This is a genomic window from Lentilactobacillus diolivorans DSM 14421 (genome assembly GCF_001434255.1).
Classification (GTDB): Bacteria; Bacillota; Bacilli; order Lactobacillales; family Lactobacillaceae; genus Lentilactobacillus; species Lentilactobacillus diolivorans.
This window is the reverse complement of record NZ_AZEY01000068.1, coordinates 36592-60895: the sequence shown is the minus strand read 5'-3', so window position 1 is coordinate 60895 and position 24304 is coordinate 36592. Positions and strand designations below refer to the sequence as shown.

The 24304-nt window shown below is 39.8% G+C and carries 27 protein-coding genes, 1 tRNA gene and 1 riboswitch; of the genes, 26 read left to right on the top strand and 2 right to left on the bottom strand.

Annotated features, from left to right (window positions below):
- Window positions 1–93: 93 nt before the first annotated feature.
- The gene (locus FC85_RS06785) at window positions 94–2229 is read right to left on the bottom strand and encodes a hypothetical protein (RefSeq protein WP_057864779.1); all 2136 of its coding nucleotides are present in this window, start codon (window positions 2227–2229) and stop codon (window positions 94–96) included.
- Between the two features lie 526 nt (window positions 2230–2755).
- Between FC85_RS06785 and FC85_RS06780 the strand changes: the two genes are divergently transcribed.
- The gene (locus tag FC85_RS06780; protein ID WP_057864778.1) at window positions 2756–3586 is read left to right on the top strand and encodes an undecaprenyl-diphosphate phosphatase; all 831 of its coding nucleotides are present in this window, start codon (window positions 2756–2758) and stop codon (window positions 3584–3586) included.
- 132 nt (window positions 3587–3718) lie between these two features.
- Here FC85_RS06780 and FC85_RS06775 read toward each other — a convergent pair whose 3' ends face one another.
- Window positions 3719–4045 (bottom strand): heavy metal-binding domain-containing protein, encoded by a 327-nt coding sequence (locus tag FC85_RS06775; protein WP_057864777.1) that lies wholly within the window; start codon window positions 4043–4045, stop codon window positions 3719–3721.
- Between the two features lie 400 nt (window positions 4046–4445).
- On the opposite strand from FC85_RS06775, the gene FC85_RS06770 reads away from it, so the two are divergent.
- From FC85_RS06770 to FC85_RS06650, 25 genes are all read left to right on the top strand, one after another.
- On the top strand, window positions 4446–4898 hold the full coding sequence (locus FC85_RS06770; RefSeq protein WP_057864776.1) for a GNAT family N-acetyltransferase: 453 nt from the start codon (window positions 4446–4448) through the stop codon (window positions 4896–4898).
- A 78-nt stretch (window positions 4899–4976) separates the two neighbouring features.
- On the top strand, window positions 4977–5852 hold the full coding sequence (locus FC85_RS06765; protein WP_057864775.1) for an RluA family pseudouridine synthase: 876 nt from the start codon (window positions 4977–4979) through the stop codon (window positions 5850–5852).
- 160 nt (window positions 5853–6012) lie between these two features.
- On the top strand, window positions 6013–6192 hold the full coding sequence (locus FC85_RS06760; RefSeq protein WP_057864774.1) for a hypothetical protein: 180 nt from the start codon (window positions 6013–6015) through the stop codon (window positions 6190–6192).
- Window positions 6193–6445: 253 nt separating this feature from the next.
- Window positions 6446–7246, top strand: coding sequence for a DUF1003 domain-containing protein (locus FC85_RS06755; protein ID WP_057864773.1), 801 nt, complete (start codon window positions 6446–6448; stop codon window positions 7244–7246).
- An 89-nt stretch (window positions 7247–7335) separates the two neighbouring features.
- On the top strand, window positions 7336–7926 hold the full coding sequence (locus FC85_RS06750; RefSeq protein ID WP_057864772.1) for a GNAT family N-acetyltransferase: 591 nt from the start codon (window positions 7336–7338) through the stop codon (window positions 7924–7926).
- 277 nt (window positions 7927–8203) lie between these two features.
- The gene (locus tag FC85_RS06745; protein WP_057864883.1) at window positions 8204–8407 is read left to right on the top strand and encodes a helix-turn-helix transcriptional regulator; all 204 of its coding nucleotides are present in this window, start codon (window positions 8204–8206) and stop codon (window positions 8405–8407) included.
- Window positions 8394–8933 carry a DUF3278 domain-containing protein gene (locus tag FC85_RS06740; protein ID WP_083485020.1) on the top strand — a complete coding sequence of 180 codons (540 nt, stop codon included), beginning with the start codon at window positions 8394–8396 and terminating at the stop codon, window positions 8931–8933. Before FC85_RS06745 ends, FC85_RS06740 begins: the two co-directional genes overlap by 14 nt.
- Complete coding sequence (locus tag FC85_RS06735; protein WP_083485018.1) at window positions 8917–9486, top strand: DUF3278 domain-containing protein; 570 nt, start codon at window positions 8917–8919, stop codon at window positions 9484–9486. Before FC85_RS06740 ends, FC85_RS06735 begins: the two co-directional genes overlap by 17 nt.
- 479 nt (window positions 9487–9965) lie before the next feature.
- Entirely contained in the window at window positions 9966–10091 is a 126-nt protein-coding gene (locus tag FC85_RS16200; protein WP_263862681.1) for a hypothetical protein, read from the top strand.
- Window positions 10092–10104: 13 nt separating this feature from the next.
- On the top strand, window positions 10105–10503 hold the full coding sequence (locus FC85_RS06730; RefSeq protein ID WP_057864769.1) for a hypothetical protein: 399 nt from the start codon (window positions 10105–10107) through the stop codon (window positions 10501–10503).
- A gap of 135 nt (window positions 10504–10638) precedes the next feature.
- Complete coding sequence (locus FC85_RS06725) at window positions 10639–10863, top strand: helix-turn-helix domain-containing protein (RefSeq protein WP_057864768.1); 225 nt, start codon at window positions 10639–10641, stop codon at window positions 10861–10863.
- 510 nt (window positions 10864–11373) lie between these two features.
- Window positions 11374–12285 carry a cation diffusion facilitator family transporter gene (locus tag FC85_RS06720; protein ID WP_057864767.1) on the top strand — a complete coding sequence of 304 codons (912 nt, stop codon included), beginning with the start codon at window positions 11374–11376 and terminating at the stop codon, window positions 12283–12285.
- 22 nt (window positions 12286–12307) lie between these two features.
- Window positions 12308–12955 carry a metal-dependent transcriptional regulator gene (locus FC85_RS06715; RefSeq protein ID WP_057864766.1) on the top strand — a complete coding sequence of 216 codons (648 nt, stop codon included), beginning with the start codon at window positions 12308–12310 and terminating at the stop codon, window positions 12953–12955.
- A gap of 209 nt (window positions 12956–13164) precedes the next feature.
- Complete coding sequence (locus FC85_RS06710; protein ID WP_057864765.1) at window positions 13165–13926, top strand: threonine/serine exporter family protein; 762 nt, start codon at window positions 13165–13167, stop codon at window positions 13924–13926.
- A gap of 12 nt (window positions 13927–13938) precedes the next feature.
- Window positions 13939–14400 (top strand): threonine/serine exporter family protein, encoded by a 462-nt coding sequence (locus FC85_RS06705; RefSeq protein WP_057864764.1) that lies wholly within the window; start codon window positions 13939–13941, stop codon window positions 14398–14400.
- 488 nt (window positions 14401–14888) lie between these two features.
- On the top strand, window positions 14889–15209 hold the full coding sequence (locus tag FC85_RS06695; RefSeq protein WP_057864762.1) for a PadR family transcriptional regulator: 321 nt from the start codon (window positions 14889–14891) through the stop codon (window positions 15207–15209).
- A complete protein-coding gene (locus tag FC85_RS06690; protein WP_057864761.1) occupies window positions 15202–15828 on the top strand; it encodes a DUF1700 domain-containing protein in 627 nt (208 codons plus the stop codon). Before FC85_RS06695 ends, FC85_RS06690 begins: the two co-directional genes overlap by 8 nt.
- On the top strand, window positions 15825–16766 hold the full coding sequence (locus FC85_RS06685) for a DUF4097 family beta strand repeat-containing protein (protein ID WP_057864760.1): 942 nt from the start codon (window positions 15825–15827) through the stop codon (window positions 16764–16766). The genes FC85_RS06690 and FC85_RS06685 overlap by 4 nt, the downstream gene beginning before the upstream one ends.
- A gap of 202 nt (window positions 16767–16968) precedes the next feature.
- On the top strand, window positions 16969–17658 hold the full coding sequence (locus tag FC85_RS06680; RefSeq protein WP_057864759.1) for a phosphatase PAP2 family protein: 690 nt from the start codon (window positions 16969–16971) through the stop codon (window positions 17656–17658).
- 13 nt (window positions 17659–17671) lie between these two features.
- Window positions 17672–18181, top strand: a complete 510-nt coding sequence (locus tag FC85_RS06675; RefSeq protein ID WP_057864758.1) for a GNAT family N-acetyltransferase — start codon at window positions 17672–17674, stop codon at window positions 18179–18181.
- An 81-nt stretch (window positions 18182–18262) separates the two neighbouring features.
- Window positions 18263–18441, top strand: a riboswitch (Lysine riboswitch).
- A gap of 100 nt (window positions 18442–18541) precedes the next feature.
- The gene (locus tag FC85_RS06670; RefSeq protein ID WP_057864757.1) at window positions 18542–20023 is read left to right on the top strand and encodes an amino acid permease; all 1482 of its coding nucleotides are present in this window, start codon (window positions 18542–18544) and stop codon (window positions 20021–20023) included.
- A 133-nt stretch (window positions 20024–20156) separates the two neighbouring features.
- The gene (locus FC85_RS06665; RefSeq protein ID WP_057864756.1) at window positions 20157–21203 is read left to right on the top strand and encodes a tagatose 1,6-diphosphate aldolase; all 1047 of its coding nucleotides are present in this window, start codon (window positions 20157–20159) and stop codon (window positions 21201–21203) included.
- 81 nt (window positions 21204–21284) lie between these two features.
- Window positions 21285–21923 (top strand): deoxynucleoside kinase, encoded by a 639-nt coding sequence (locus FC85_RS06660; protein ID WP_057864755.1) that lies wholly within the window; start codon window positions 21285–21287, stop codon window positions 21921–21923.
- A 271-nt stretch (window positions 21924–22194) separates the two neighbouring features.
- Window positions 22195–23478 carry a serine--tRNA ligase gene (serS, locus tag FC85_RS06655; RefSeq protein ID WP_057864754.1) on the top strand — a complete coding sequence of 428 codons (1284 nt, stop codon included), beginning with the start codon at window positions 22195–22197 and terminating at the stop codon, window positions 23476–23478.
- A 754-nt stretch (window positions 23479–24232) separates the two neighbouring features.
- Window positions 24233–24304: transfer RNA gene (locus FC85_RS06650), tRNA-Val, on the top strand.

The window sequence follows — 24304 nt, the reverse complement described above, 5'->3', positions numbered from 1 at the left end:
TGTGATAAAAAATGATTGTGATATTGGCTGCGGTATTTGATGATAAGTATCGCCAAGCTATATCGGCAGATCACTGGATTATTCAATTAACAGCTAGTCACTATACGTGTAATAAACCTTTACCCGGTTACCGGATATGCCATTATCCGCGTGACTAGCGTGGTATTGAATGGTTTGCCAGTTAATCGTAACGGTGCCGTCATTATTCTTTTGGAAGACTGGGTATTTAGGCGATTGAAGTGTGGCTAGTTCAGTTTTTCCATTTAGATAAGCCATAATAGTTTCGGCTGTTAAATTTGTGCCATTTTGGCTGTCATTACTGAGCGTGAGACTGCCAGGATTAATATACTGAAGCGTTGCTGCCGATCTAAATTCATCGTTGATTTTTGTCAGGTCAGCATCGCTTGCCTGACTAAGCGAACTGGTTAGTTTGGCTTTGTCGGAATCATTTAAGTTGGCGATCTGGGTTGCACTTAACTTACTGTAATAAGGCTCGTCGTTGTCAGTACCGGTGAACTCCCAACTCGCGTTAACGTATTGGTCAGTTGTCGCAGCCATCTGGCGGGAATCACTGCTGGCAGCATTACTGTTATAACCGTATGGAACGAGTGAACTTCCTTTGCCACTATTGGTACTATTGACATCGATATTAACAGAAGAACCAAATTTTGCTGCGCCCAAAGTTGCTTGTTGCGTTGCTGATAATTTATCACCTGTCAGGCCGTAACCCGTTCCTGATAAATTGGTTTTTGCCAGCGCTGTGATCCCGGTAACGTCTTCATCAGCAAGCACCCAAGCACCATTTGATTGAGTGCCTAAAGTAGCGCCCTTTTTTGCAGGATCATCGGCATCCGTATTCACATAATCCACTGATTTGATGACTTTTTTGCTGGCTGCATCGACAAAGTTGATTCGAACAGCATTATCGGCAATCGCACCAGAACCGGTTGTTGCTTTTAGATAGACAGAATCGCCAAACCTGGCATTAGCGAGGTCACTCAATTGGTCAGCTGAAAGTTTACTTAATTGGTAATTTGATTTATTTAAGGCGGTATTAATATTGGTTTGTAGGGCAGATTGGTCATCCTGAGAAAGCTGATTACTGCCACTGGTAATGCTTCCAAGTGATTGGCCTGGTTGCTCACCGGCTTTTTGGTAGTCAAAGGAAGCAACCACAGCGTTGTTATCATTGGTGATGTTTACCCGAATTGCGTCACTAGCGATTGGATCTGATTTAGTCAGCGTGAGGCTTGTTTTGCTGCCAAAAGTTGCTGCTGCTAGGTAACCGGTTTGATTGGCTGTCAGAGCCTCTAAAGAGTAGCCGGTTCCCTTTAGTGCGTCTCTAATTTTAGCTTGAATGTTTGCCTGATCGTCTAAGTTGAGTAAATAAGAGAGATTATCACTAACACCAAGGGGCTGTCCCTTTTGGGCACCGGATTTTGTGTAATTGATGTAGCGGATTAGCTTTCCATCAGTGTTGACAAGGTCAATTCGAACCGCGTTGTCAGGAATCGGGGATTCTGCCTGGGCCAATCCTTTGTAGGAAATCCATCCGTTGGCTTTGCTATTGGCAGGATCAATTGCGGTAATATGCACCCAAGTGTCGCCTTCACGGGTTCGAGTTCCGGTTTGATCAATTTTAAAGCTGGCATTTTTGTATGTAACAGAATCCCCAATGGCCTTACCAATCCCATATTGTGTATTAATAGGTGATTGATAAGTGATGGTTTTGCCGTCGTTACTCAAGCCTGGTGCAGCAATTGTGTAGTTGTATTGTGTGAGATCGGGTGATGGTTGAGTGGTGGTAAATGTTTGAAAGGTGCTGAGACCACCATTAAATTTACCAATCGTTTTTCCACCGTAAATCCAACCACTGTAACTGCCACTATATGATTTAACTTTGTAGTAAACAGTACCTTTGTTGGTGGTTGCTACTTTGGAAGCAATAAAGTTATCTGCCGAAGAATTTGACTTGGCAAGTTGGGATAATTGCTTTTTGTCAGCGATCATAATTGAACTATTTTCGAAATCAGGTTTTGTGTAGAGGGCGCTTTTTCCCGTGAACGTTACATTGCGAGTTTGTGGATTACTAGTCAATTTCTTATTTGATGTTATGTGAATGGGTTTGCTGCTGGCTTGGGCAGTAGATGCGGTGAAAACACTGAAACTGACGGCGGTTCCGAGGGCAACGGCGGTCAAGAAGAGCGGCTGTTTCCATATCAAAGTCATGAAAATTCATCTCCAGATTCTGTAAAATTTGCTGCCGGCATGGTTTTATAATATCGTACAAAGGAACGATTTAACGGGCATTGGCAAAACTTTTACAGAGGATTTACGGAAAGTTTACAGACCAGAGTGGTGAAAGTAGCGCTTAGCTTCCAGAATATAAGCCCGCCAACCAATATTCGAGTTTGAATATTGGTTGGCGGGCTTATATGGCCGGAAGCTGCTACTTTCACCACGTTTCGGCTTAGTAGCCGAAACCAGTACCAATATTCGAGTTTGAATATTGGTTGGCGGGCTGATATGGTCGGAATTTGTTCGCCAGCTCATAATGGTTGATTAAAAAACAATGTCGAATAGCCAGCTGGAAATTATCTCCGTATTCCTGATCAAAATTGAAACTAATATCAGGTAACCAATGTAAATGTTTGGTATTTATTCTGTAATTTATTGGTAAATGGTAACTTTCATGGCATCTTTTATGGCATGCTAATGATAAATTAAATGATTTATCAATACGAGGAGTCTTTCTATGTTAGATGTGATAAAAGCGATTATTTTAGGAATTGTTGAAGGTATTACTGAATTCTTGCCGATTAGCTCGACTGGTCATCTGATCTTGGTTAATGAGTTTATTAAGATGTCGCAGTCAACTCAATTTACTGATATGTTTAACGTTGTGATTCAGCTGGGTGCCATCATGGCGGTGGTTGTCCTGTATTTTCACAAACTTAATCCACTATCGCCGAGAAAAACAGCGATTGAAAAGAATCGGACTTGGGTTCTGTGGTTTAAAGTGATTGTTGCGGTATTACCCTCAGTTGTTCTGGGGCTACTATTAAATGACTGGATGGATGCACATCTAATGAATTGGGCCGTTGTTGCCGCTATGCTACTAGTGTATGGGGTTCTGTTTATCGTCATTGAAAATTGGAACGCGAATCGCCGTCCCAGATTTACTGATTTAAATACGCTTCCGTATCAAACTGCATTGATCATTGGGATGTTTCAACTATTGTCATTGGTTCCTGGGACCTCAAGATCAGGTGCAACAATCTTAGGTGCAATTTTGATCGGAGCATCGAGATATGTCGCAACTGAATTTTCATTTTTCTTAGCAATTCCGACGATGTTTGGCGCCTCTTTGTTAAAAGTTTATAAGTACTTTGCCCATGGTGGGGTATTCACAGGATTACAAACGATGATTTTGGCAACCGGGATGATCGTTTCGTTCGTGGTCGCCTACTTGGCAATCAGATTCTTATTGAACTACATTAAAAATAATAACTTCAAAGTATTTGGCTGGTATCGAATTGTGTTGAGTTTGATTGTGATTGTATATTTCGGCTTTATGAGCAAGTAATTATGATTAAATAATTTGTGGCAACCAAGCCAAAACGTGGTACATTAAACAACCCCGGCCATATAAGTAAACATCGGCTAATATCCCTAAAGGCCAGGGGTATTAGCCGATGTTTACTTATAATTATGTGTTTTACTTGAACTTAACTGCCGTTCCATATGCTGCTACTGATTGCATGTCGGTTCCAATTGAGCCTGAATCAAATCGCATCATCACGACGGCATCCGCACCCATTTTTTGAGCGTTTTCCCGAAGGCGTTGAACAGAAATGTCCCGCGCTTCATCGAGCATTTTTGTGTAATCTTTAATTTCGCCACCAACTAAATTTTTAAAGCCGGCACCGATATTTCGAACAACGTTTTTAGATTGAGTCGTCAGGCCGAAGACTTCACCGAGAACCTCGTATTCTTTACCCGGAATATGTTCCGTTGTGCTGATGATAAATTTATTGTCTGCCATTATCATTACCTCCACATATTTTAGCCAACAAAACTAATTGCTACTTGCCTAATGATACCGTAAATTACCAGCTAACTGCCAGCAATTGCCAATATGCAGAAAGTTATAATGAAAAAAGGGGAGGTAGTAAGAACATGTTCTCACCCCTTCCCCCATGCACTTATGAGACGTCTCATGTGGTTTAGAAGAGTCGTCATCACTTCATGCACACTTATTATAACGTAGATCAGAATTGGTTACAAAATCATTTGGTGTTACCGTTGTATAAGAAATTGGTTGAGTTGGCCGATTGTTCTGTTTAAAAGATCATTCATCAGAATTTGAATTGGTTTTTAAAATAAGTTGGGTTAGAATATAAAGGCTTTAAAACAGCATTAATGAATAAAATGAGGACAAGTAAATGGCAATCAGAATTGAGGAAGTTCATTCAGATAAGCAACGTTATTTACCACTATTAGAACTCGCCGATCCCGATGTTCATATGATTAAGAGCTACTTGGAAATTAGTACATTATTTAAAATTTGTTCGGAAGATGAATTGATTGGTGTCGCAGTGATTTTGATTGACGATAAAGTGGCTGAAATTAAAAATATTGGCCTTGAGGAACAATGGCAGGGAAAAGGAATTGGTTCACAGGCATTGGAGAAGTTGATTGACTACTGTGTTGATCAAGATTGCCAGGTGATGATGGTGGGAACTGCCAACTCAAGTATTGATAACTTTGCTTTCTACCAAAAGAGTGGATTTCGATTCGTTCAAATTATTCCGAATTTTTTCCGACAGTATCAAAATCCAATTTATGAAAATGGCATTCGGGCATTGGACATGCTGGTATTGGAACGGGAAATTTAATAATGGGCTGCTTTAACACAATCGTGATTTGTAACGATGCCGGATGGCTTTATTTAGAAGATTGGAGAATTAATCGACATGAAATTTACATGGCAAAAGACTGCCACTGAACCTAAAACACTAAAAAAATTTTTGAATGGTCATGGGATCAGCCATCGAATGTATAAAACGTTAAAAACGGATGGCCACTTTAATATTAATGGTCAGCCGGCAACCAGCGAAGTCATTATTCAAACGGGGGATCAAGTTGAGGTTGTTTTGCCGGACGAAAAAAGTGATCCCCAAGTGGTTGTTAGTGACCAGCCGATTAACGTTGTTTTTGAAGATGAAAACTGGCTGGTTGTTAACAAACCGGCGGGGCTGACCGTTGTTCCTGGCCCGGCAAATCGAGAGGATACACTGGTTAATCGAATCAAAGGCCATTTGATTCAAGAGGGCGCCAAAAATTTGGTGCCACACATTATTACCCGTCTTGACCGGTTTACCAGTGGATTGGTCCTCGTTGCGAAGCATCGGTTGGCTAATAGCTTGGCAAATGAAATGTTAGCAGGTAAGCAACTCCACAAACGTTATCAAGCAGTTGTTTCTGGAATTGGCCTTCCCAGTCATGGACATATTGAAAAGGCCATTGCCAAAGATCCCGATGGCTTTGGGCAACTGATTTCTCAAGATGGCAGGCCGGCTGACACTGAGTATTGGGTGCTTAAGGAAATGATTGACAGGACGCTGGTGGAGGTTGTTTTGCATACTGGCCGGACTCATCAAATCCGAGTTCATTTTGCGGAAATTGGCCATCCATTACTTGGTGATCAACTTTATCATGGGCCAATGAATCGTGGGATTGACCGCCAGGCACTTCACGCCACGATGTTAGATTTTGCTGATCCATTTTCAAGAAAATCAATGCGGTTTAAAAGTCCGCTGGCAAAGGATATAACCCAATTAATAGATTAGAGAGTTACTCATATTGCTCACTTCGTAACGTTGTTAGATCAATGAACTACAATTATTTTAAAACAATCATTAGAATCAGATGAAAACCGAGGTATTCCGGTTGTGTTTAGTAAGTAACCACGTTATGATAGCGGTATCAAATAAAGGAGGAGACTAGAATATGTCTACCAATGGGGAATCATCTGACCAGACTGTCCAAAAAATTATTGCTGAAATGGAAGCCAACGTATCTGTTCTTTCATGGATAAAAGCTGCTGAGGATAATAAGGAAGCTCAAGAACACATTCGTGCGATCAAGGCCGCTTTATCCAAGGCCAAAAAAGACTTAGTCAAAGCATAAACCCTCTTGACATCGGTTTTATTTGGTTAGACAACTAGTTTTTAATCGACTGGAAACTAAATCATGAATGACTCGGGCGCCTCACTGATATAATAATATCGTGAGGCGTTTTTTTGTTACATACTATTTTGAGGCTAAACAGAAAATGTCCGTTTATTTTTCAATTGTCATGGTTGTTTGAATCGGAGGTTTTAATTATGATTAACATGAAATGTTTTGGAAGATAATTCGGGATTAATTGGAGATGAAAAAGATGGATCAAGAAAAAACCGCAATTTGCTTAGTTGACCATCAGCGTCATATGGTCCTTGATGGTCGATTTTTAAAGGATCTGGAACCAGCAACTCGTAATTTAATTAAGGGTGAGTATCCATCGGCAAAAGTGACCGATTTTATTTGTGACCACGATTTACTGAAATATCAATTAATGCGAGTGGATGGGATGGTTAATTCCGATGTCAAACAGACCCGCAAGATTAACCGACGGCTAACCAAAGCCATGCAGAGTGATGATTACGATATCATCGATGTGAACGACAATTTGGAAAAAACGTTAACATTTGGTCAACGGGTGTCGGATGCAGTGGCTCGATTTGGTGGTAGCTGGGGGTTCATTGGTATTTTTACACTGGTTCTGGTTGCTTGGATGATTTTAAACGGTGCTCAATTATTTGGTATTCACTTCGACCCGTTTCCGTTCATTTTACTTAATTTAGGACTGAGCTGTATTGCTGCAATTCAAGCCCCAATCATTATGATGAGTCAAAACCGAGCTGCTGATCGTGACCGGATGAACTCAGAAAATGACTATCATGTTAATTTGAAATCAGAACACGAGTTGCGGATTTTGCACGCAAAGCTAGACAATCTTACACAAAATCAGTTGCCACATACATTAGAAATTCAAAAACTGGAGATTGAAATTTTAGGTCAGATTCGAAATGAATTGGATACGATCGAGCGGAACCAGTTTTTAGATTCTGCCAAAGAAAATGAAAGCCTTCGTGAAAGCGATACAAATCACTTTGAAAAATCTCCTAAACAAAAAGGCTAATTTAACGGTGTCCTTTGACAATTTATGAAAATTTCAGTAAGATATCAATTAACACATAGAATACGTTTAATATTATTAGGAGGATTTTTTTGATAACCGTTAGAGAAGCACAGCAGGATGATGCGGGCCAGATAGCCCCATTAATTGATATTATTTTTGATGAAATGGAACTTGATGAATTAGAAGACGTTCCCGAACCTGGATTAGCCAAGGTCATCACGAGGGCTTACCAGACAGATACCTATTTGTCTAGTAAAGCATCAACCGTGGTGGCCGAGGCCGATGGTCAAGTTGTTGGGGTGGTGTTTGGTTACCCCAGCGAAAATGAGGACGCAATTAATCAGGTGCTGATCAATTTATCCAAAAAGAGTGCCGATTTTAAAGAACCATATATCCCTGATTCCGAAACCAATACCGATGAATGGTATTTAGATTCGATTGCCGTGGATCCACGCTATCAAGGGCACGGAATTGGTAGTAAATTACTAAACGCCGTCCCAAGAATGGCGTTGAATGATGGTAAATCAGTGGTTGGTTTGAACGTCGATTATGAAAATCCAAATGCGGAAAAATTATATGCTCGAAAAGGCTTTAAAACGGTGGGAACCCAAATGATTGGGGACCATTTGTATCATCATATGCAGAAGCCGGCTAAGCAAGAGAGCTTACTATATGTTTAATTTGGCATTTAATTACTAAAATAAATTTTAAATTGAATAGATTACATTCATTGCTGGGACAGATTATGCTGTCCCAGTTTTTTTGTTGTCATCATTGTGTTTAGTTGAAAAAAGGATGTCAAAAAGGATTTTTAGGTTGAGTAATTAACAAGATGATAAGATCAGTTTTTGTCACATATAATTGACAAAATAAAATGATCAGGGTATATTAGTCATATAGAAATGACATATATATATGACAATCATTTCCAACATCTTGAAAGAAGGTGGTTATGCTGTGAACCGAGTCAGAGAATATCGAAAAAAACAAAAATTATCGCAGTTTAGCTTGGCTGAAAAAATTGGTGTTGCGAGACAAACGATTAATTTGATTGAGAATGATAAGTACAATCCATCGTTGAATTTGTGTATCAGCATTGCCAAAAAATTGGGCACAGATTTAAATACGTTATTCTGGGAGGTCGAGGATGATGAAAAATAAAGAATCGTTTGGTGTCAGAGCAATTAAGTGGTTTTATGGCGTTCCGGGAATCGGCGATGAACACGTTGTTTCTGAGTTGAATCGGGTTGGAAATAATGCGTTTATCGTCTTGGCGTTATATTCCTTTTTTTCAAGCATCGGCAGTTTTTTCCTAGCATTGGGCGGTTCTCGACAGACCGTATTAATCTGGTTGGCAGCCAATGGCGTCGCTATTACCTGGGGAATCCTGCTGTATATTGAATTCGGCGTTGACCATCATCATTTATTAGACGCAGAATATCCCATCGGTCAAGCTGCTCGAATGGCAAAATGGGAGATGATTCAATTCATTAAAGCCTGGATCTTTTATTTCCCTGGTGCATATTTAGCCTATTTTATTATTAATTACGGAATGGGGCACGAGTCATTATCAGTATTTTTATATGATCTGACCAATCCAATTTTGGCAGCTATCTGGAGCCTGGTAATGGGTCTGTTAACGGTTGGGCCACGGGTAATGCGAATTAAATATCACAAATCAAACTGAATTAATTAAGAGTGGTGAATGTTATGAAAATAAGGAAAACATCAGTATTTGGATCATTAAACACTTGTATGGCGTTTCCGGTGTCTTAGATGAACGGCAGCGACAGGAGATTGGGCGAATTGCCAGCAATGCCTATTTCATCTTATTAGTATGTAATCTATTATCAGCTGTCATTGCGGGCTTTATCGCCGATCAAAGCATTGAGAAGGCTTTTATATTCCTGTTCTTTGCTGTTTTACTTGGGTCATTTGTTTTAGTTAATCTTTATGTTTTTTACGCCACAACTAAACTTCACTTAATCGATCGGGAAGTCGAGGCCCAGGATTATCCAAATGCAATTAGAAAGAGTGTTTGGCGCGCAATTGAATTTGGAATTGGATTTGGGCTCCTGATGTATCTAATCAATGTCATCTTTGATTGGAGCGATGGCATTCAGCTAACCTCAGCGACAACTTCAATGAATTATATTGTTCGTTCAACGGGCGCTGGGATCGTAATGGGAATTGTTCATTTCCTAAATGACTTGTTTAAAATTAAAAAGTATCGAGAATAAGTTGAAGGATTGTATCACCATTGCCACTGACAATTGTTTTCAACTATCAAAAACATTGCTATCATTCTCAACCTTGGGAATCATAACGATGTTTTTTGACATGATAATTGGCTACTAAATTTCCTTCTTCAGATGATACGGTTAATTTCTTTATCAAGAGCAAAGATTGATAATGCGACTAAGGTAGTTATGGTGAAAAACTGAAAATTAAGTGATGAGTACCGGCTCGCTTTTGAATTGTTCGTTTTAGTGAATTATCTATCTGGAGACTTAATGGTTGGCCGATTCAGCAAAAAAACCACTCCCCCTAATCGAAAAATTATTTTGCGAGTTGGTTTAAAGTGAACGGGGCAACAGCCGGTTGATTCGTTATGTCAACTTAATCCGGAATTAATTTCATAGTTTGATTGCATCTCAAAGTTGGTCTGATATAATTGGATTTCGGATCTTAAATTGATCAACTTTGGAGACAATAACATATGAAAAAGAATACCGCACTTGCCGTTGTTAGTAGTGTAACCATTGCAGCGAACACAATCGTCGCAATTGTTTCAACTGTCATGATATCAAAGTTGACAACTAACAATGCTAAAAAACATCGATAGAAAGAGGCTTACCATGGAAGATAATATTAAACTCGGCAATCCGGTTTTTGATAAGATGATGTTTGTTCTTGATAAAGGAATTACCGAACAGAATCATCGTGATTACCGGTACGAAAATGAAGAACTGATTCAAATTAGTGAGGGCATTTGGGCAATGCCGGCTTATATGAAGGATAATGACGACTTTAGTATGTTCTTTATCATCACACAAATTGATGACGGCAATACGGTCGTTGCTTTTTCAACAGGGGAGAAGAAAGATGAGCAATTTTCCTTAAGTAATCCGATGATTACCGGCAAAGGACTAAATTTGCTGACTAAACACAATAAAGATCGGGCCGCTTCGATTTTGCACTTCTTAAACCAAATTTCTAAAGCTGCTGAAGGAAATTGGCGAATTGTTTCAGAATAGTCACCTGTCAAATTGAACTAATTTGATCAGACTAAGATAGTTAAGCATTTCTAATCAACTCTAGAAGAATCCGCTTGCATTCTTTGCGAATACTGTTAGACTGATTGTAATTTAAATGAACTAGGAGAAATGATTATGAAACTCACTTTGGTTGAATCTGCAGAAAAATTCAACGTTAGTCCGGACGTAATTGTTGATTACATTAAGAATGGCTTAGTCCCATCCAAACCACAACTTGACGATTCATCAACGGAACTGGATGATCATGACATGTATTGGCTTGATATGGTGCATTGTTTTATTGAAAATGGTTCCTCAATCGATGATGTTAAAAGATTGGTTAAACATTGCCAATTGTAAACAAAGTCGTTGTTATATTTAAAATCTGATGATATTCTAACCATAGAGGGGTTATTGGCACTCTTAATTGACATTAATTAGATTGTCGTTTGTATGAATGTTGGATTGCATAAGTGATGTGACAGTTAAAGAGTTCCATCGTGCGAATAGAAGCACTTTGAGTATCCAATTACAAATTGGATCAGTATTCGAATATAAACGAAGTGACATTTGATTAAAACCAACAGAGTGGCCGATTCCCCTCGAAGAAGCTGAAACATGACATTTTGTTTTGTGACAGCTTCTTTTTTGTATGCTCATCCTTCACTAAAACCGTTAACCCGAACAATTTGGGCTTTCATCAGGCCTTTTCATTTGTCAGGATGTTTTTCATTGAATCGATCCGGTTAAAAATGGGAACACTCGTTCGGAAGTGAATCTTTATTTTCTGCATCCCTAAAAAAATTGTTAACCAATTATGGAAATTTCACTTCAGTAATGCCATAATGAAAAGTGGATTGGAGTGATTTGATGCCAGAACATGATCATAATCACGAAGAATTATCAGGCAACCGCTTCTTTTGGGTCACAATTTTAAATGTGGTGATTACGATTGCAGAGTTTATTGGTGGGGCGTTATCAGGAAGTTTATCATTGATTTCGGATGCTTTTCATAATTTGGGAGATTCGGTTTCAATTGTTTTCAGTTACGCAGCCAATCAAATTAGTAAACGTAAGCAAAATGCCCGTAATACATTTGGCTACAAGCGTGCAGAGATCATTGCAGCATTTGTAAATTCGATTGCGTTGGTTTTAATTTGTGTGTTTTTAATTGTTGAAGCCGTTAAGCGGATTAGTCATCCTGAGCCAATTAACGGGACATTGATGTTAATTGTTGCGATTATTGGACTTGTTGCAAACTTATTGTCAGCTTTTCTTTTAAACGCGGGGTCCAAGAGTAATTTGAATATGCGGGCAACTTACCTGCACATTATGAGTGATGCATTGTCTTCAATCGCCATCATTATTGGTGGGGTTCTAATTGATTTATACAATTGGACTTTAGCTGATCCCGTTGTCACGATGTTAGTTGCTTTGTACATTATTTATGAGTCGATTCCGCTTGTTCGACAGACCTTCAGAATTTTGATGCAGGGGGCACCGGATATTGATTATGAAGCAATTAAACGTGATTTGCTTGAAATTGATGGGGTCTTTAGCGTCCATCATGTTCATGCTTGGTCGATTGATGAAACTAACATTATTTTTTCAGCCCATGTGAATCTGCATGATATGAAGATTAGTGAAGCGCAACCAATTTATTCTGAAATTGCTAAACTGTTGAAAGAAAAATATCATATCTGTCATGTCACGATTCAAGCGGAAACAACGCGTGGCGAACACGAAGATATTATTTATGATCGTGGTAATGATATTCCATAGAAAGTAGGAGATTTTTGTTTAAATGACTCCAATGAAAGAGGACTATTTAAAAATTATTTTTGAGCTTGGTGGTGCTAACAAATTAGTAACCAATAAGCAAATTGCCATCAGCCTTAACATTGCAGCTGGTTCAGTCACCGAAATGGTTAATAAGATGGTCGAGGAGAAATTGGTTGTTCATAAGCCTTATTCGGGTGTTCAGTTAACAGCCAAAGGAACAAAATATGCTGAGGAACTGGTTAGAAAACATCGAATTTGGGAAACGTTTTTAATCAATACCTTGCATTTTGATCTACCAGATGTTCATGATGAAGCAGAACTGCTGGAACATGTCACGAGTGACAAAATGATTGATCATCTTGATGATTTTTTGGGTCACCCCAAGCGCTGCCCACATGGTGGCATTATTCCTGATCGGTATGGGAATTATGAGAAGGACCATGATAAAATTCTAACGGCGGCTAAAGACGGTGAGACCGTTGTGGTTAATCGATTTATTGATAATCATGATCTATTAACTTTGTTAGGTGACATTAAGCTTGATATTGGTGATAAGCTCAAAATTATTTCTCATGATCCGTTTGAGGGATCAGTGACGGTTCAAAATTTGACTGATAAAAAGAAATTAGTAATTGGTTACAAAACAGCGCATTATGTATTTGTAAAGTAGCTGTGTCAGCTTCAGTAGGTTTGAACGATTGAATGTTGATCTATTTATGAAAGAAAGTAACGCTGGGGCAGGAAGAATGGATGAGAGGCTGGGATAATGTAATATACCCCAGTCTTTTTATCGTTAATTATGCTCAAGTCAAGCCGTCCGTATCTGAAGTATTGGATGATACCGATCGGTTAGTTTGAGGCGTTTAATGGGGTGAAAGAATGGCTGATCAGCAACGTAAGTACGATCAAATGGTACTTGATACCTGCATCCTTGCAGGAACAATTATGATTGAATCTGGATCTGAAATGACTCGGGTCAACGATACAATCCTGAGAATTGCCCATAATGCTGGGTTAAAAGATGCCAAAGTTTATGTTACCGTCACTGGGATTATTATGTCGGGTGGTGTTTCGGATGTTGGCGCTCAAGTTGGATCAATTGATAAGCGGTCCTTTGATTTGGAAAAAGTTGCCAAAGTCAATGAACTTTCGCGATCGTTTGCTGCCAAACAGATTGATATCCAAAACTTCTATGATCAATTAATTCATATTGACGATATCGTCGGAACCTTTCCACTGTGGGTTCAAGAAATTGGTGCCGGGATTGTGAGTGGCACGCTGGTGGTTGTTTTTCGAAATAATTTGGCCGATTTTTGGATCACCTTTTTAGTTGGTATGGTTGGTTGGGCAGTCCTCTATTTCTTAAATATTTATGTCCAAATCAGATTTTTGAGCGAGTTTTTAGCGGCGGCTGCCGTTGCTGCTTTAGCCATTCTGTCAGTTCAATTTGGCTTGGGGCATCAAGCTGATGATATTATTGTTGGTGGAATGATGCCGTTGGTTCCGGGGATCCCGTTAACAAACGCGGTTCGGGATGCCTTATCCGGTAATTTGATCAGTGGACCGGCTCGGGGAATTGAAGCGCTCATTAGTGCCTGTGCACTAGGATTTGGCGTGGCAATTGCACTACACTTCATGTGAGAGGGAACAACTATGGAATTATTTATTATTAAGTGTTTTTGTGTGTACCTTTCCGGGGTGGGCTTCGGCTTAATTGTGAATTTACCACATAAAGCATTAAATATTGCTGGCTTTAATGCCTTGCTGGGCTGGTTGGTCTACTATGTGATTATCAACGCGTGGGGTGGTTTAGGGTCAGCCAACTTTTTTGGCGGCCTTTGCATCGGGGTTGTCTCGGTTTTAATTGCCCGATGGAAAAAAATGCCCAGCATTCTGTTCGATGTTCCGGGACTTGTGCCACTGGTTCCCGGTGGGCAAGCATATAATGCAATTAAGAGTTTTGCGATGGGCAGTTATGAATCAGCATTTAGTTACTTGTCAGAAGTTGTTTGGATTGCTGGTTCGATTGCTTTAGGGTTTATTGTAGCGGAATTGGTTAATAAAATTCGGTTGCGAATTGAACATGAATTTATTAAGGGACACCAGAAATTTTAATGGTTTATCACGGTGAGACTCGGGCAATGATCTTTGCTTGGTCTCTTTTTTTGTTGCCATTAGTTGGGATGGTGAATCGAAATGTGGTTGAAAGCACGGCGTATGGTGGGTGCAATCCAGAATAGCTTAACTTCAGAAGCTTGTTCCCAAGACGAGGGGGTGGCCCGCTTGTTTGAGATGTGTGAAGCCAAACAGTTCCTCTCCTTGTAGGCGTCCCTCGTCCAATATTTTCTACTTGGAATACTGGACTGGCTGCCTAGCTGAAACGTGTGAAATCAAGCAGATACTGGCCATATAAGCATCTCTAATCCAACATTTTCTACCTGGAATATTGGACTGGCCATCTAGCCGAAATGTGTGAAACCAAGCAAACCCCTGCCATATAAGCACTTGGTTCCACACTCTATTCATTTGACATTCTCTCCTTTTTCGTCTAAGATATCAATGAAATTATATTATATGAAATATAGTATTGTGGAGGTGGCAGTATGGCGATTCAAATCAGTTCCGAATTACTTGATGGGTGTGTTCTGGGAATTCTCCTGCATGATGATTACTACGGTTACTCGTTGACCCAAAAAGTTCAGGAGTCAATTTCAGTTTCAGAATCAACTATGTATCCGGTTCTTCGGCGATTAAAAAAGAATGATCTCTTGTCGACTTATGACGAGCCTTATCAGGGCCGCAATCGGCGGTATTACAAGATAACAGCGGAAGGAAAACGTCAGTTTGAAATGATTAAACAGGACTGGCAGGTCTTTAAAGGAAGTATCGATAAAATGTTGGGAGATGGTGTGGATCATGAATGATTATATTAAACAGCTTACAGCCCTGCTTGGCCAATTGAGCGATGAAGAACGTGGCGAAGTAGTTGACTTTTATTCCGAGTATTTACAAGATGGTGGTTTTGTGAGGTTTAGTGATTGCGTTGCAGAACTTGGAACACCCCGGCAGCTGGCAAGAAAAGTCTTGGCGGACTATTCGATTAAAACGTTAGAAAATCCATCACGATCTGATTCAAGAACCCAGCGTTCCAAAAGCGATGTTCAGACCATTTGGATAATTGTCTTGGCGCTACTTTCCACACCAGTCACGATACCATTGGCAGTCGGTGTTGCGGCAATGTTTGTTGTTGCCATTGCTGTGACGTTTGCATTAATTGTGTCCGTGATTGCCATTTTTGTTTCGATCATCGCTGGTGGTTTAGGCTCATTCATTCTTGGCATTAGTATGTTGTTTAGTCATTTCTGGGTTGGTCTCTTTTACTTTGGGATTGGGCTAGCCGTGGTGGGAGCCTTGCTGATGTTGACACCGATTTTTAAGTGGTCAATTGACGGTTTAATTCATGGTATTACTCTGTTTTCAAAATGGATTTACAGTAAGATTTCCTCGAAAAATCGTGCGCAGAGAAAGGACGATCAAAAATGAAAAAAATGTTTATCATTGGTTTTTCAATCATGATTCTTGGATTGCTTTTTGCCGGTTTTGGATTTGCCCACGGTGGTAATCAAGGAATTTACTGGGATAACGGGTTTAAAGCAGTTGACTCAAAAGCTCAAGGTCGTCACTATCGACAACGATCATTCAGTAATATTAACCAAATTGACTTAACTGCTGATGACGATATTTCAATTCGCCGGGGTAACGTTTCAAAAGTCACTGTTCGTTATTTAAACGGAAATCAGGTTAATGAAGTTGACGGGAAATTAACAATTAGTGGTGCATCTCATCACCGGCATTTTTCTTGGATTATTGGCGGCTTTGAGGATGATTACAACAATGATAGCCCTATCTCGGTCACCATTCCCGAGAAGGCCAAATTAGCGTCCTTAACCGGTAATCCCGAAGATTCTGTTGAAGTAGAAGGATTAACGATTAACAAGGTTGATTTAACTGGTGAGGCTGATGTCTCAATGACAGATACTAATATTAAGAAATCATTTAACTTACAAAATGACGGTGACGTCACTCTCAGAGGCGTCAAGGCACCCGCACTTTTGCAAAGCAGTGATGATGGTGACGTTACAATTACCGAAAGTACTTTTAACAAAGGTCAAAGTTCGTTGTCAACTGATGATGGCGATGTGACGTTAAGCTCAAATACATTTGATAGTGTCAAAACAAATACGAGTGATGGTGATATGACATTTAGGAATCAATTGATCAACAAGCGGTTTGAGGCCTCAACCGATGATGGCGATATCAGTGGTCATATTAACCGTGAAAAACCAATTCGAGTAATTGCTCAGGGTGATGATTCGGATGTTACTTTGTTTGGTCGGTCACGACGAAGCTATGGGATCGATAATGTTAAAGGTGTTCAGTACCGATTTGATACAAATGATGGTGATATTACAGTTGAGTAGGAAATAAGGCGCTTGGTTACGACTAAACAATTATTGTACAGAAATAGTCATGCTTGTTTGGCTTAAAACTAAAATTTGGATGTGCTTTATCCCCAAGATCTTAATGATTAAAAGAAATCCTAAGATTCCCATAATGAAAAAATCACTAATTAGAATGTGATATACTCAATTCTGAGTTTTAATTTAGAGAGGATTGTTGAACATGTATGGGAATGACGATTACATGCTGATGCAAAGAGATCCTAATCGAGTGGTTAAATTCATTGTTAGTCTATGTATTACCGCTATTCTGTCTCTTTCAGTGGCATTTAATTTTGACTATTTACAATTTTTAGATTCAGTTTTTACCACCGCAATTCAGGGGGCCTCTCCAAGTGAAGTGATGGAAAAATTTTATGGAACCGTGTCATTATTGGCAAGCCCGAAAATGGATATTCTGTGGATATTTGTAATTGCCTTTTTTCTGTGGGGATTTAAATACAAGGTTCCCGCGCTGTGGGCATTATTTACATTAGCTGGTGGTGATATTGTTGGTTTTTTGATAAAAAATCTGATTAAACGTCATCGGCCACCGCTGCACCTTGGAACCGATAGTGGCTATAGCTTTCCCAGTGGCCATGTGCTTGGTATCTTCTTGGTGATTGCTGTGTTGTGGATTGTTGTTGTGCCAATCATTGAGCACGTTTCGATTCGCGTCATTTTGAGAGTTCTCATGGTAGTTGTCTTAGTAGTGGTGATGTTTTCCAGAATTTATTTGAATGCGCATTATCCTACCGATACGATTGGCGCCTGCTTAGTCGCATATAGTTGGTTGCTGGTATCTGAGATGTTGTACGCTAACTACGCAACTCAAGTGGCACAATTGCCATTCATTAGACATACCAAAGTGTGAGGAGGAAGGCAGCATGGATATCGATCTTCACACATCGCGTCTTCATATTCGTAAACTACAAATGGCTGACTTTCAAGCTTATTATGACTTGGTTTCGCATCCAGAAATTCAGCAGGGAGCCGGGTTTGGCCTAATGAGCAATCCTGCAATGATTGAAGAGTTGCTAAAGCGGCAAATTAAGGCGCCAGGGTCGTTGGCAATTGAGCTGAATGGTAAGCTAATTGGGGCTATTTTGCTGTTAGCGAAGGTCGGCTTTGATGGGCTGCCTGATCCAAATCAAGTTGAGGTAAGCTACTTTCTGGCCCCACATTTTTGGCACCAGGGGATTATGACGGAAGCGTGTTTAACAGTTATTAACGATTTAAAATACCGGCGAAAGATTCACAAAATAACTGCGGAAGTTTTTGCGAACAATGTCAATTCGATTGCATTGCTAAAGCGCTTGGACTTTATTCCAGTTGCTAAATTAATCGATCCGATTGTTGGTAAACCTAAAATCGTTTTTGAGTATCAGCTTGAGTAACTAGTCCGTGTCGGTTGTTAATTATGGGGATTTGAGTTACAATTCTCTTGTTTGAAATTTAAATAATTTAATTTATCGATATATTCGAGTAGAGGCGCATTTATTAAAAGTATATTTCAGGAACTTGAAAAGAAGTGATGACTGAAATAAAAAGGGATGAATGCCGAAATGAGTAACCACTTTTTCTGGTTGGTTGTTGGGTCTTAATTTAAGAGATTAAGGACTGTCGTAGTTTGATACTACGGAGCGCTATCAAGATGTTGAGAAACACCTGCGGTCTCTTTCAATATGGTTATTGAAAGAGACTTTTTTGTAGGCCAAATTAGATTTTGGAAATAAACGATATGGGAGACGAAATTTATGAGCGAAAAAGCAAGTGAACAGCCTGGACAGGTTAAGAGAGGGTTAAAGGCCCGCCACGTTTCGATGATTGCTTTAGGTGGCTGTATCGGGACCGGGTTGTTTGTAGCTAGTGGATCAACAATTAGTGATGCTGGTCCAGGTGGGGCCTTGGTTGCCTATGGCTTGATGGGATTAATGGTCTACTTTTTAATGACAAGTCTTGGTGAAATGGCAACCAACATGCCAATTTCAGGCTCGTTTGCCGCATACTCGGCTAAGTACGTTGATCCGGCGCTTGGTTTTGCAATGGGGTGGAATTACTGGTTTAATTGGGCGATTACGGTTGCTGTTGACATTAGTACAGCAGCACTGGTCATGAAATTTTGGCTGCCAAACGTGCCAGCCTGGATTTGGAGTGCAATCGCGCTGGTTCTGATATTTTTTATTAATGCGATGTCAGTTTCAACATTTGGCGAAACCGAATTCTGGATGTCAGCAATTAAAGTAACAACTATCATTATTTTTCTCATTGTTGGTGCGCTAACAATTTTTGGAATTATGGGTGGCCATTTTGTGGGTATGCGTAATTTCACCTTAAAACAAGCCCCATTTGTTGGCGGTGTTCCGGCGATTATTAGTGTCTTTGTTGTTGCAGGGTTCTCGTTTCAAGGAACTGAGTTGGTTGGGATCACTGCCGGCGAATCTCAGGACCCACAACATAGTGTTCCTAAGGCAATTAATGAAGTCTTTTGGCGAATTATTCTATTCTATATTTTAACAATTTTTGTGATTGCTGCCCTTATTCCTTACACAAGTCATTCATTATTGGGCTCCAGTACCACTGATATTGCAATTAGCCCTTTTACCCTGGTCTTTCAGCGAGCTGGTTTGGCTGCGGCTGCTAGTGTTATGAATGCGGTCATTTTAACTTCCGTGATTTCGTCTGCTAATTCAGGGATGTATGCTTCAACCCGAATGCTTTACTCCTTATCAAATAGTGGCTATGCACCAAAAGCACTTGGCAGAACTGCCCACAATGGGATTCCTTATTACTCGTTAATTGTGACAACGGTTGTTTCACTATTAACATTTATCTCTAGTATTGCCGGTCCACAAATTTATATGTGGCTGGTGGCTGCTTCTGGACTAACCGGATTTATTGCATGGTTTGGGATTGCAATTTCACATTATCGATTCCGACGAGCATTCGTTAAGCAGGGACATCAGCTGAGCGAGCTTAAATATCATGCCAAACTGTTTCCATTTGGTCCAGTATTGTGTTTGATCTTATGTATTATCGTCATTGTTGGTCAAAACCCTCAGTCATTTGCAACGTTTGATTGGAAACAAATTTTGGTGACCTACATGAGTGTGCCGTTGGTTTTGGTTCTTTATATTGTTTACAAAATTAAGCACCATACGAAAATCATTCCGCTTGATAAGGTTGATGTTTCCCCCGCCCATAAGGATCAAAAGTTAACGGATTTAAATGAAAAGTAGTATATTAATTATGAATTGGTCTATTCAAACGAATAGGCTTTTTTATTTTATTTAGGCTGGAAACTTGCTATTTACCACTATTGTTTGGTAGAATTTTGTCGATTGGTATATTTAATTTAACGAGGTGGATATTATGTCAAAAAAATTACTTTCAAAGGGAAAATACGCGCGGATGCTTAAATTAACCACTGATGATGGGATTGTTGATGCATTGGCGTTGGATCAACGTGGATCACTTGTCAAAGGGATGAAAACAGCAGCCGCCAAATACGGTAAACTTTTCAGCATGGATATGGTCTATAATTTCAAACAAACTGTTTCAGAAATCTTGAGTCCGTATAGTTCGGCCATCTTGCTGGATGATCAAATGGGGTTCAAAGGAATTGAAGCCAAGTCTGTTGATACCGGACTAATTATGTCATATGAAAAAACCGGGTATGATGCTAACGAACCTGGTCGATTGCCAAGCTTGATTCCCGATCAATCCGCACAGATTATGGTCCAACGTGGTGCTGACGCATTGAAAGTGTTGCTCTACTTCAATCCAAATGATCCAGATGAAATTAATGATCAAAAGAAGGCTTTTGCCCAACGATATGGGATTGAAGGTGTTGCTGCCGAGACACCAACTTTCTTGGAAATTGTCACCTATGATGATCGGTATGATAGCAGTTCGTTGGAATTTGCCAAGGAAAAGCCGGAACTTGTTTTGAAGTCAATGAGGGAATTTACTCAAGATAAATATCATATTGATGTCTTAAAAATGGAAATTCCGTTTAATCCAAAGTTTGTTGCCGGCTGGAATAAAGATGCTTCTGACTCTGCTTATACCGAAGCCGAGGCCAAAGATTATTTGAAGCAATTAAGCGATGAAGCAACTCGGCCATTTATTTTTCTGAGTGCCGGGGTACCAACGAACGTCTTTCAGCGTGAATTAAAACTTGCTGGCGATGCCGGTGCTAAATTTAATGGTGTTTTAAGTGGCCGGGCAACTTGGCTTGAAGGCGTTGATATTTTTGCCCGTGACGGGCGTGATGGATTGGTAGATTGGTTGAAACACAAAGGGACTCGTAATGTAACCGAATTAACTCAAATTCTTTCGGATAATGCCACTCCTTGGTTTGAAGCATATGGCGGCAAAGATAATATTCAGGTGGTTGATATTTCAAACATTCAATAAAAGCAATACAAGATGTTGAAGCTACCTGACAAAACTAGTACAATATGTAGTACTAGTTTAAAAGTTAGGGGAATTTAACATATGCTTGTATTGGCTGGAACAATTGGTGCCGGAAAAACGTCTTTAACCCACATGTTGGCGACCCATTTGGGAACACCTGCATATTATGAATCCGTTGAGCATAATCGGATCTTACCATTATTTTATAAAGACCCGAAGAAGTATGCTTTTCTGTTACAAATCGATTTTTTAAATCGCCGAATGGATGATATTAAACGGGCTTGGAAGAATGGGGAAAGCGTTTTGGATCGATCCATATTTGAAGATTCACTGCTCTTTCATCTTAATGCCGACCTCGGTCGGGCGACTGAGACGGAAGTTAATATTTACGATTCTCTGTTAGCAAATATGATGCAGGAGTTACCCAAAACACCGCATAGTAAGAATCCTGATCTGCTGATTCACATCAACATTTCCTTTGAAACGATGTTGGAAAGAATTCAAAAGCGTGGTCGACCATACGAACAAATTAATAACGACCCAAGCTTGTATCAGTATTACAAGGACTTAAACAGTCGTTATCAAGATTGGTATGCACACTATGATAAATCAGCCAAGATTCAAATTGATGGCGATAAATATGACTTTGTCGAAAAGGATGCGGATAAGCATGCTGTGATCGATTTAATTGACCAAAAAATTGATCAACTTGCTATTTAGTGGCTTGTGATTTAAAAATGAATTGGTTATAATCAATTTAGATAAAACGTTTTGTGCCTATTTAGTAGATTTCAGAGAGACAATGATTGGTGTGAATTGTCATCGAATATTCCAGCACAAGTAAACGGGCAGGCAATGCTGCACGGGCGTATGCCGTTACCATACTTAGAGAGCTTGGCTTTGTATACCAAGAACTTGGGTGGTACCGCGAAAAGGATCCTTCGTCCCAGTGACGATAGGGTCTTTTTTTATATTCTAAGGAGGATTTCGAATGCTAGATATTAAAAAGATTAGAAAAGATCCGGATTTTACAAAAGAAAAATTGGCAACCCGGGGGATTAAACCGGAGACAATTGATGAGTTGTTAGGGTATGATACCAAGCGACGTGACTTAATTGTCCAATCCGAGTCACTAAAGGCTCGCAGAAATGATGTTTCTGATCAGATTTCACAAGCAAAACGCAACAAGCAGGATGCTTCCGAAGCAATTAACCAAATGAAAGAGGTTGGTCAACAGATCAAACAGCTCGATGAGCAATTGCGGGATATTGAAAAGCAGGAACATGATTTGGCCGCTCACTTACCCAATATTCCTGCCGATGGGGTGCCAGTATCTTTAACCGAAGAAGGATCTGTTGAACTACGACGAATTGGAAAAATTCCGTCATTTGGTTTCAAGCCAAAGCATCATTGGGATATCGGTGAGAATCTTGGCATCTTGGATTTCGAACGGGCAGCTAAGGTATCCGGTAGTCGGTTTGTCTATTATATCGGTGACGGTGCGTTGTTGGAACGGGCGGTCTATAACTTCTATCTGGACCAAAACACTGCAGCTGGTTATCAAGAGGTAATCCCACCATACATGGTTAATGATGATTCTATGTATGGAACGGGTCAATTCCCTAAGTTCTTGGAAAGCAAGGCCGGCTATGAACTTGTTGGCACAGACCTAACAATGATTCCAACTGCTGAAGTCCCATTAGTCAACTATTACCGAAATGAAGTCATTCCTGAAGAGAAATTACCGGTTTCGTTTACAGCACTATCACCAGCCTTTCGTTCTGAAGCAGGGAGTGCCGGCCGTGACACAAAGGGATTGATTCGACTTCACCAGTTTAATAAGGTTGAGATGGTGAAGTTTACCAAGCCTGAGGATTCGTGGGCTGCATTGGAAGAAATTACTCATCAAGCAGAAGTTAACTTGCAAAAATTGGGGTTGGCTTATCATGTTATTACGCTAACAACGAGTGATATGAGTTTTACAGCAGCGATGACTCACGATTTGGAAGTTTGGTTCCCGGCACAAGATAAGTATCGGGAAATTTCTAGCTGCTCAAATACAACTGATTTTCAAGCCCGTCGGTCACATATTCAGTATCGGGATGAAGATGGTAAATTACAGTACGTCCACACTTTAAATGGATCGGGTTTGGCAGTGGGCAGAACTGTGGCGGCAATTCTTGAGAATTATCAAAATGAGGATGGATCTGTTACCATTCCTGAAGTTCTTCGACCATACATGCATGGTAAAACTAAAATTGAAAAACAAAATTAAAAATGTTCGATAAAAAGTGCATTTTTTTGCGTAGTTAATAAGTGTAACCAAAAACAAGGTCATTGTTTTTGACCTTGCGGTTACAGTATTGATAATGCTGAGGCCCCCCTCCTCTAGCAGAATCACCCCCCCGAACCCCCTCATAAGGGTTATATCTAGTAAAAGATCCAGTTGGAAACTAATTAATTTTAGTTTTTGACTGGATCCTTTTTTATGGAAGTGGAATCGAAATAAGTAATTGGCCAATTTGAAACATGATTGTGAGTCGAGGTAAGATCAATTGCGATACGTCTTTTTTATTTGACTGAATACAAATCAGCTTGTTTCTAGCGTGTATGATCACTTAAATTAATGGGGAAGGGGAATTGTTGGCTGATAATTGTGGTAAAGAACCAAGCAGTAATTATAAAGTCGCTTCTTAAATAAGCTGTCATTAGGAATAAGTGATTAGGAATACTTCTTTTAGCTGTCTGGTGTTTCGATAATATTTGTTGGACAATCAAGGGAAATTTCAATGTCTAGTGAAACAATCGGTTAAAATCGACGCTTTAGAAATAAAATCAAAAAAATTCAAAATTGGACTAGTAATGTTTTCGAAGATACGGTATAATGTTTTTTGTCGGAAAATGACGTTGCACATAAGCTGTTGGGGTGTTGCTTAATAAAAAAGTCTTGACTTCAATTAAGTGGTAATGATACAATTTAATAGTTGTGTTGTTACTGTTACTACCAACAAACATTAATATTGTTTCACGGAGGATTAGCTCAGCTGGGAGAGCATCTGCCTTACAAGCAGGAGGTCACAGGTTCGATCCCTGTATCCTCC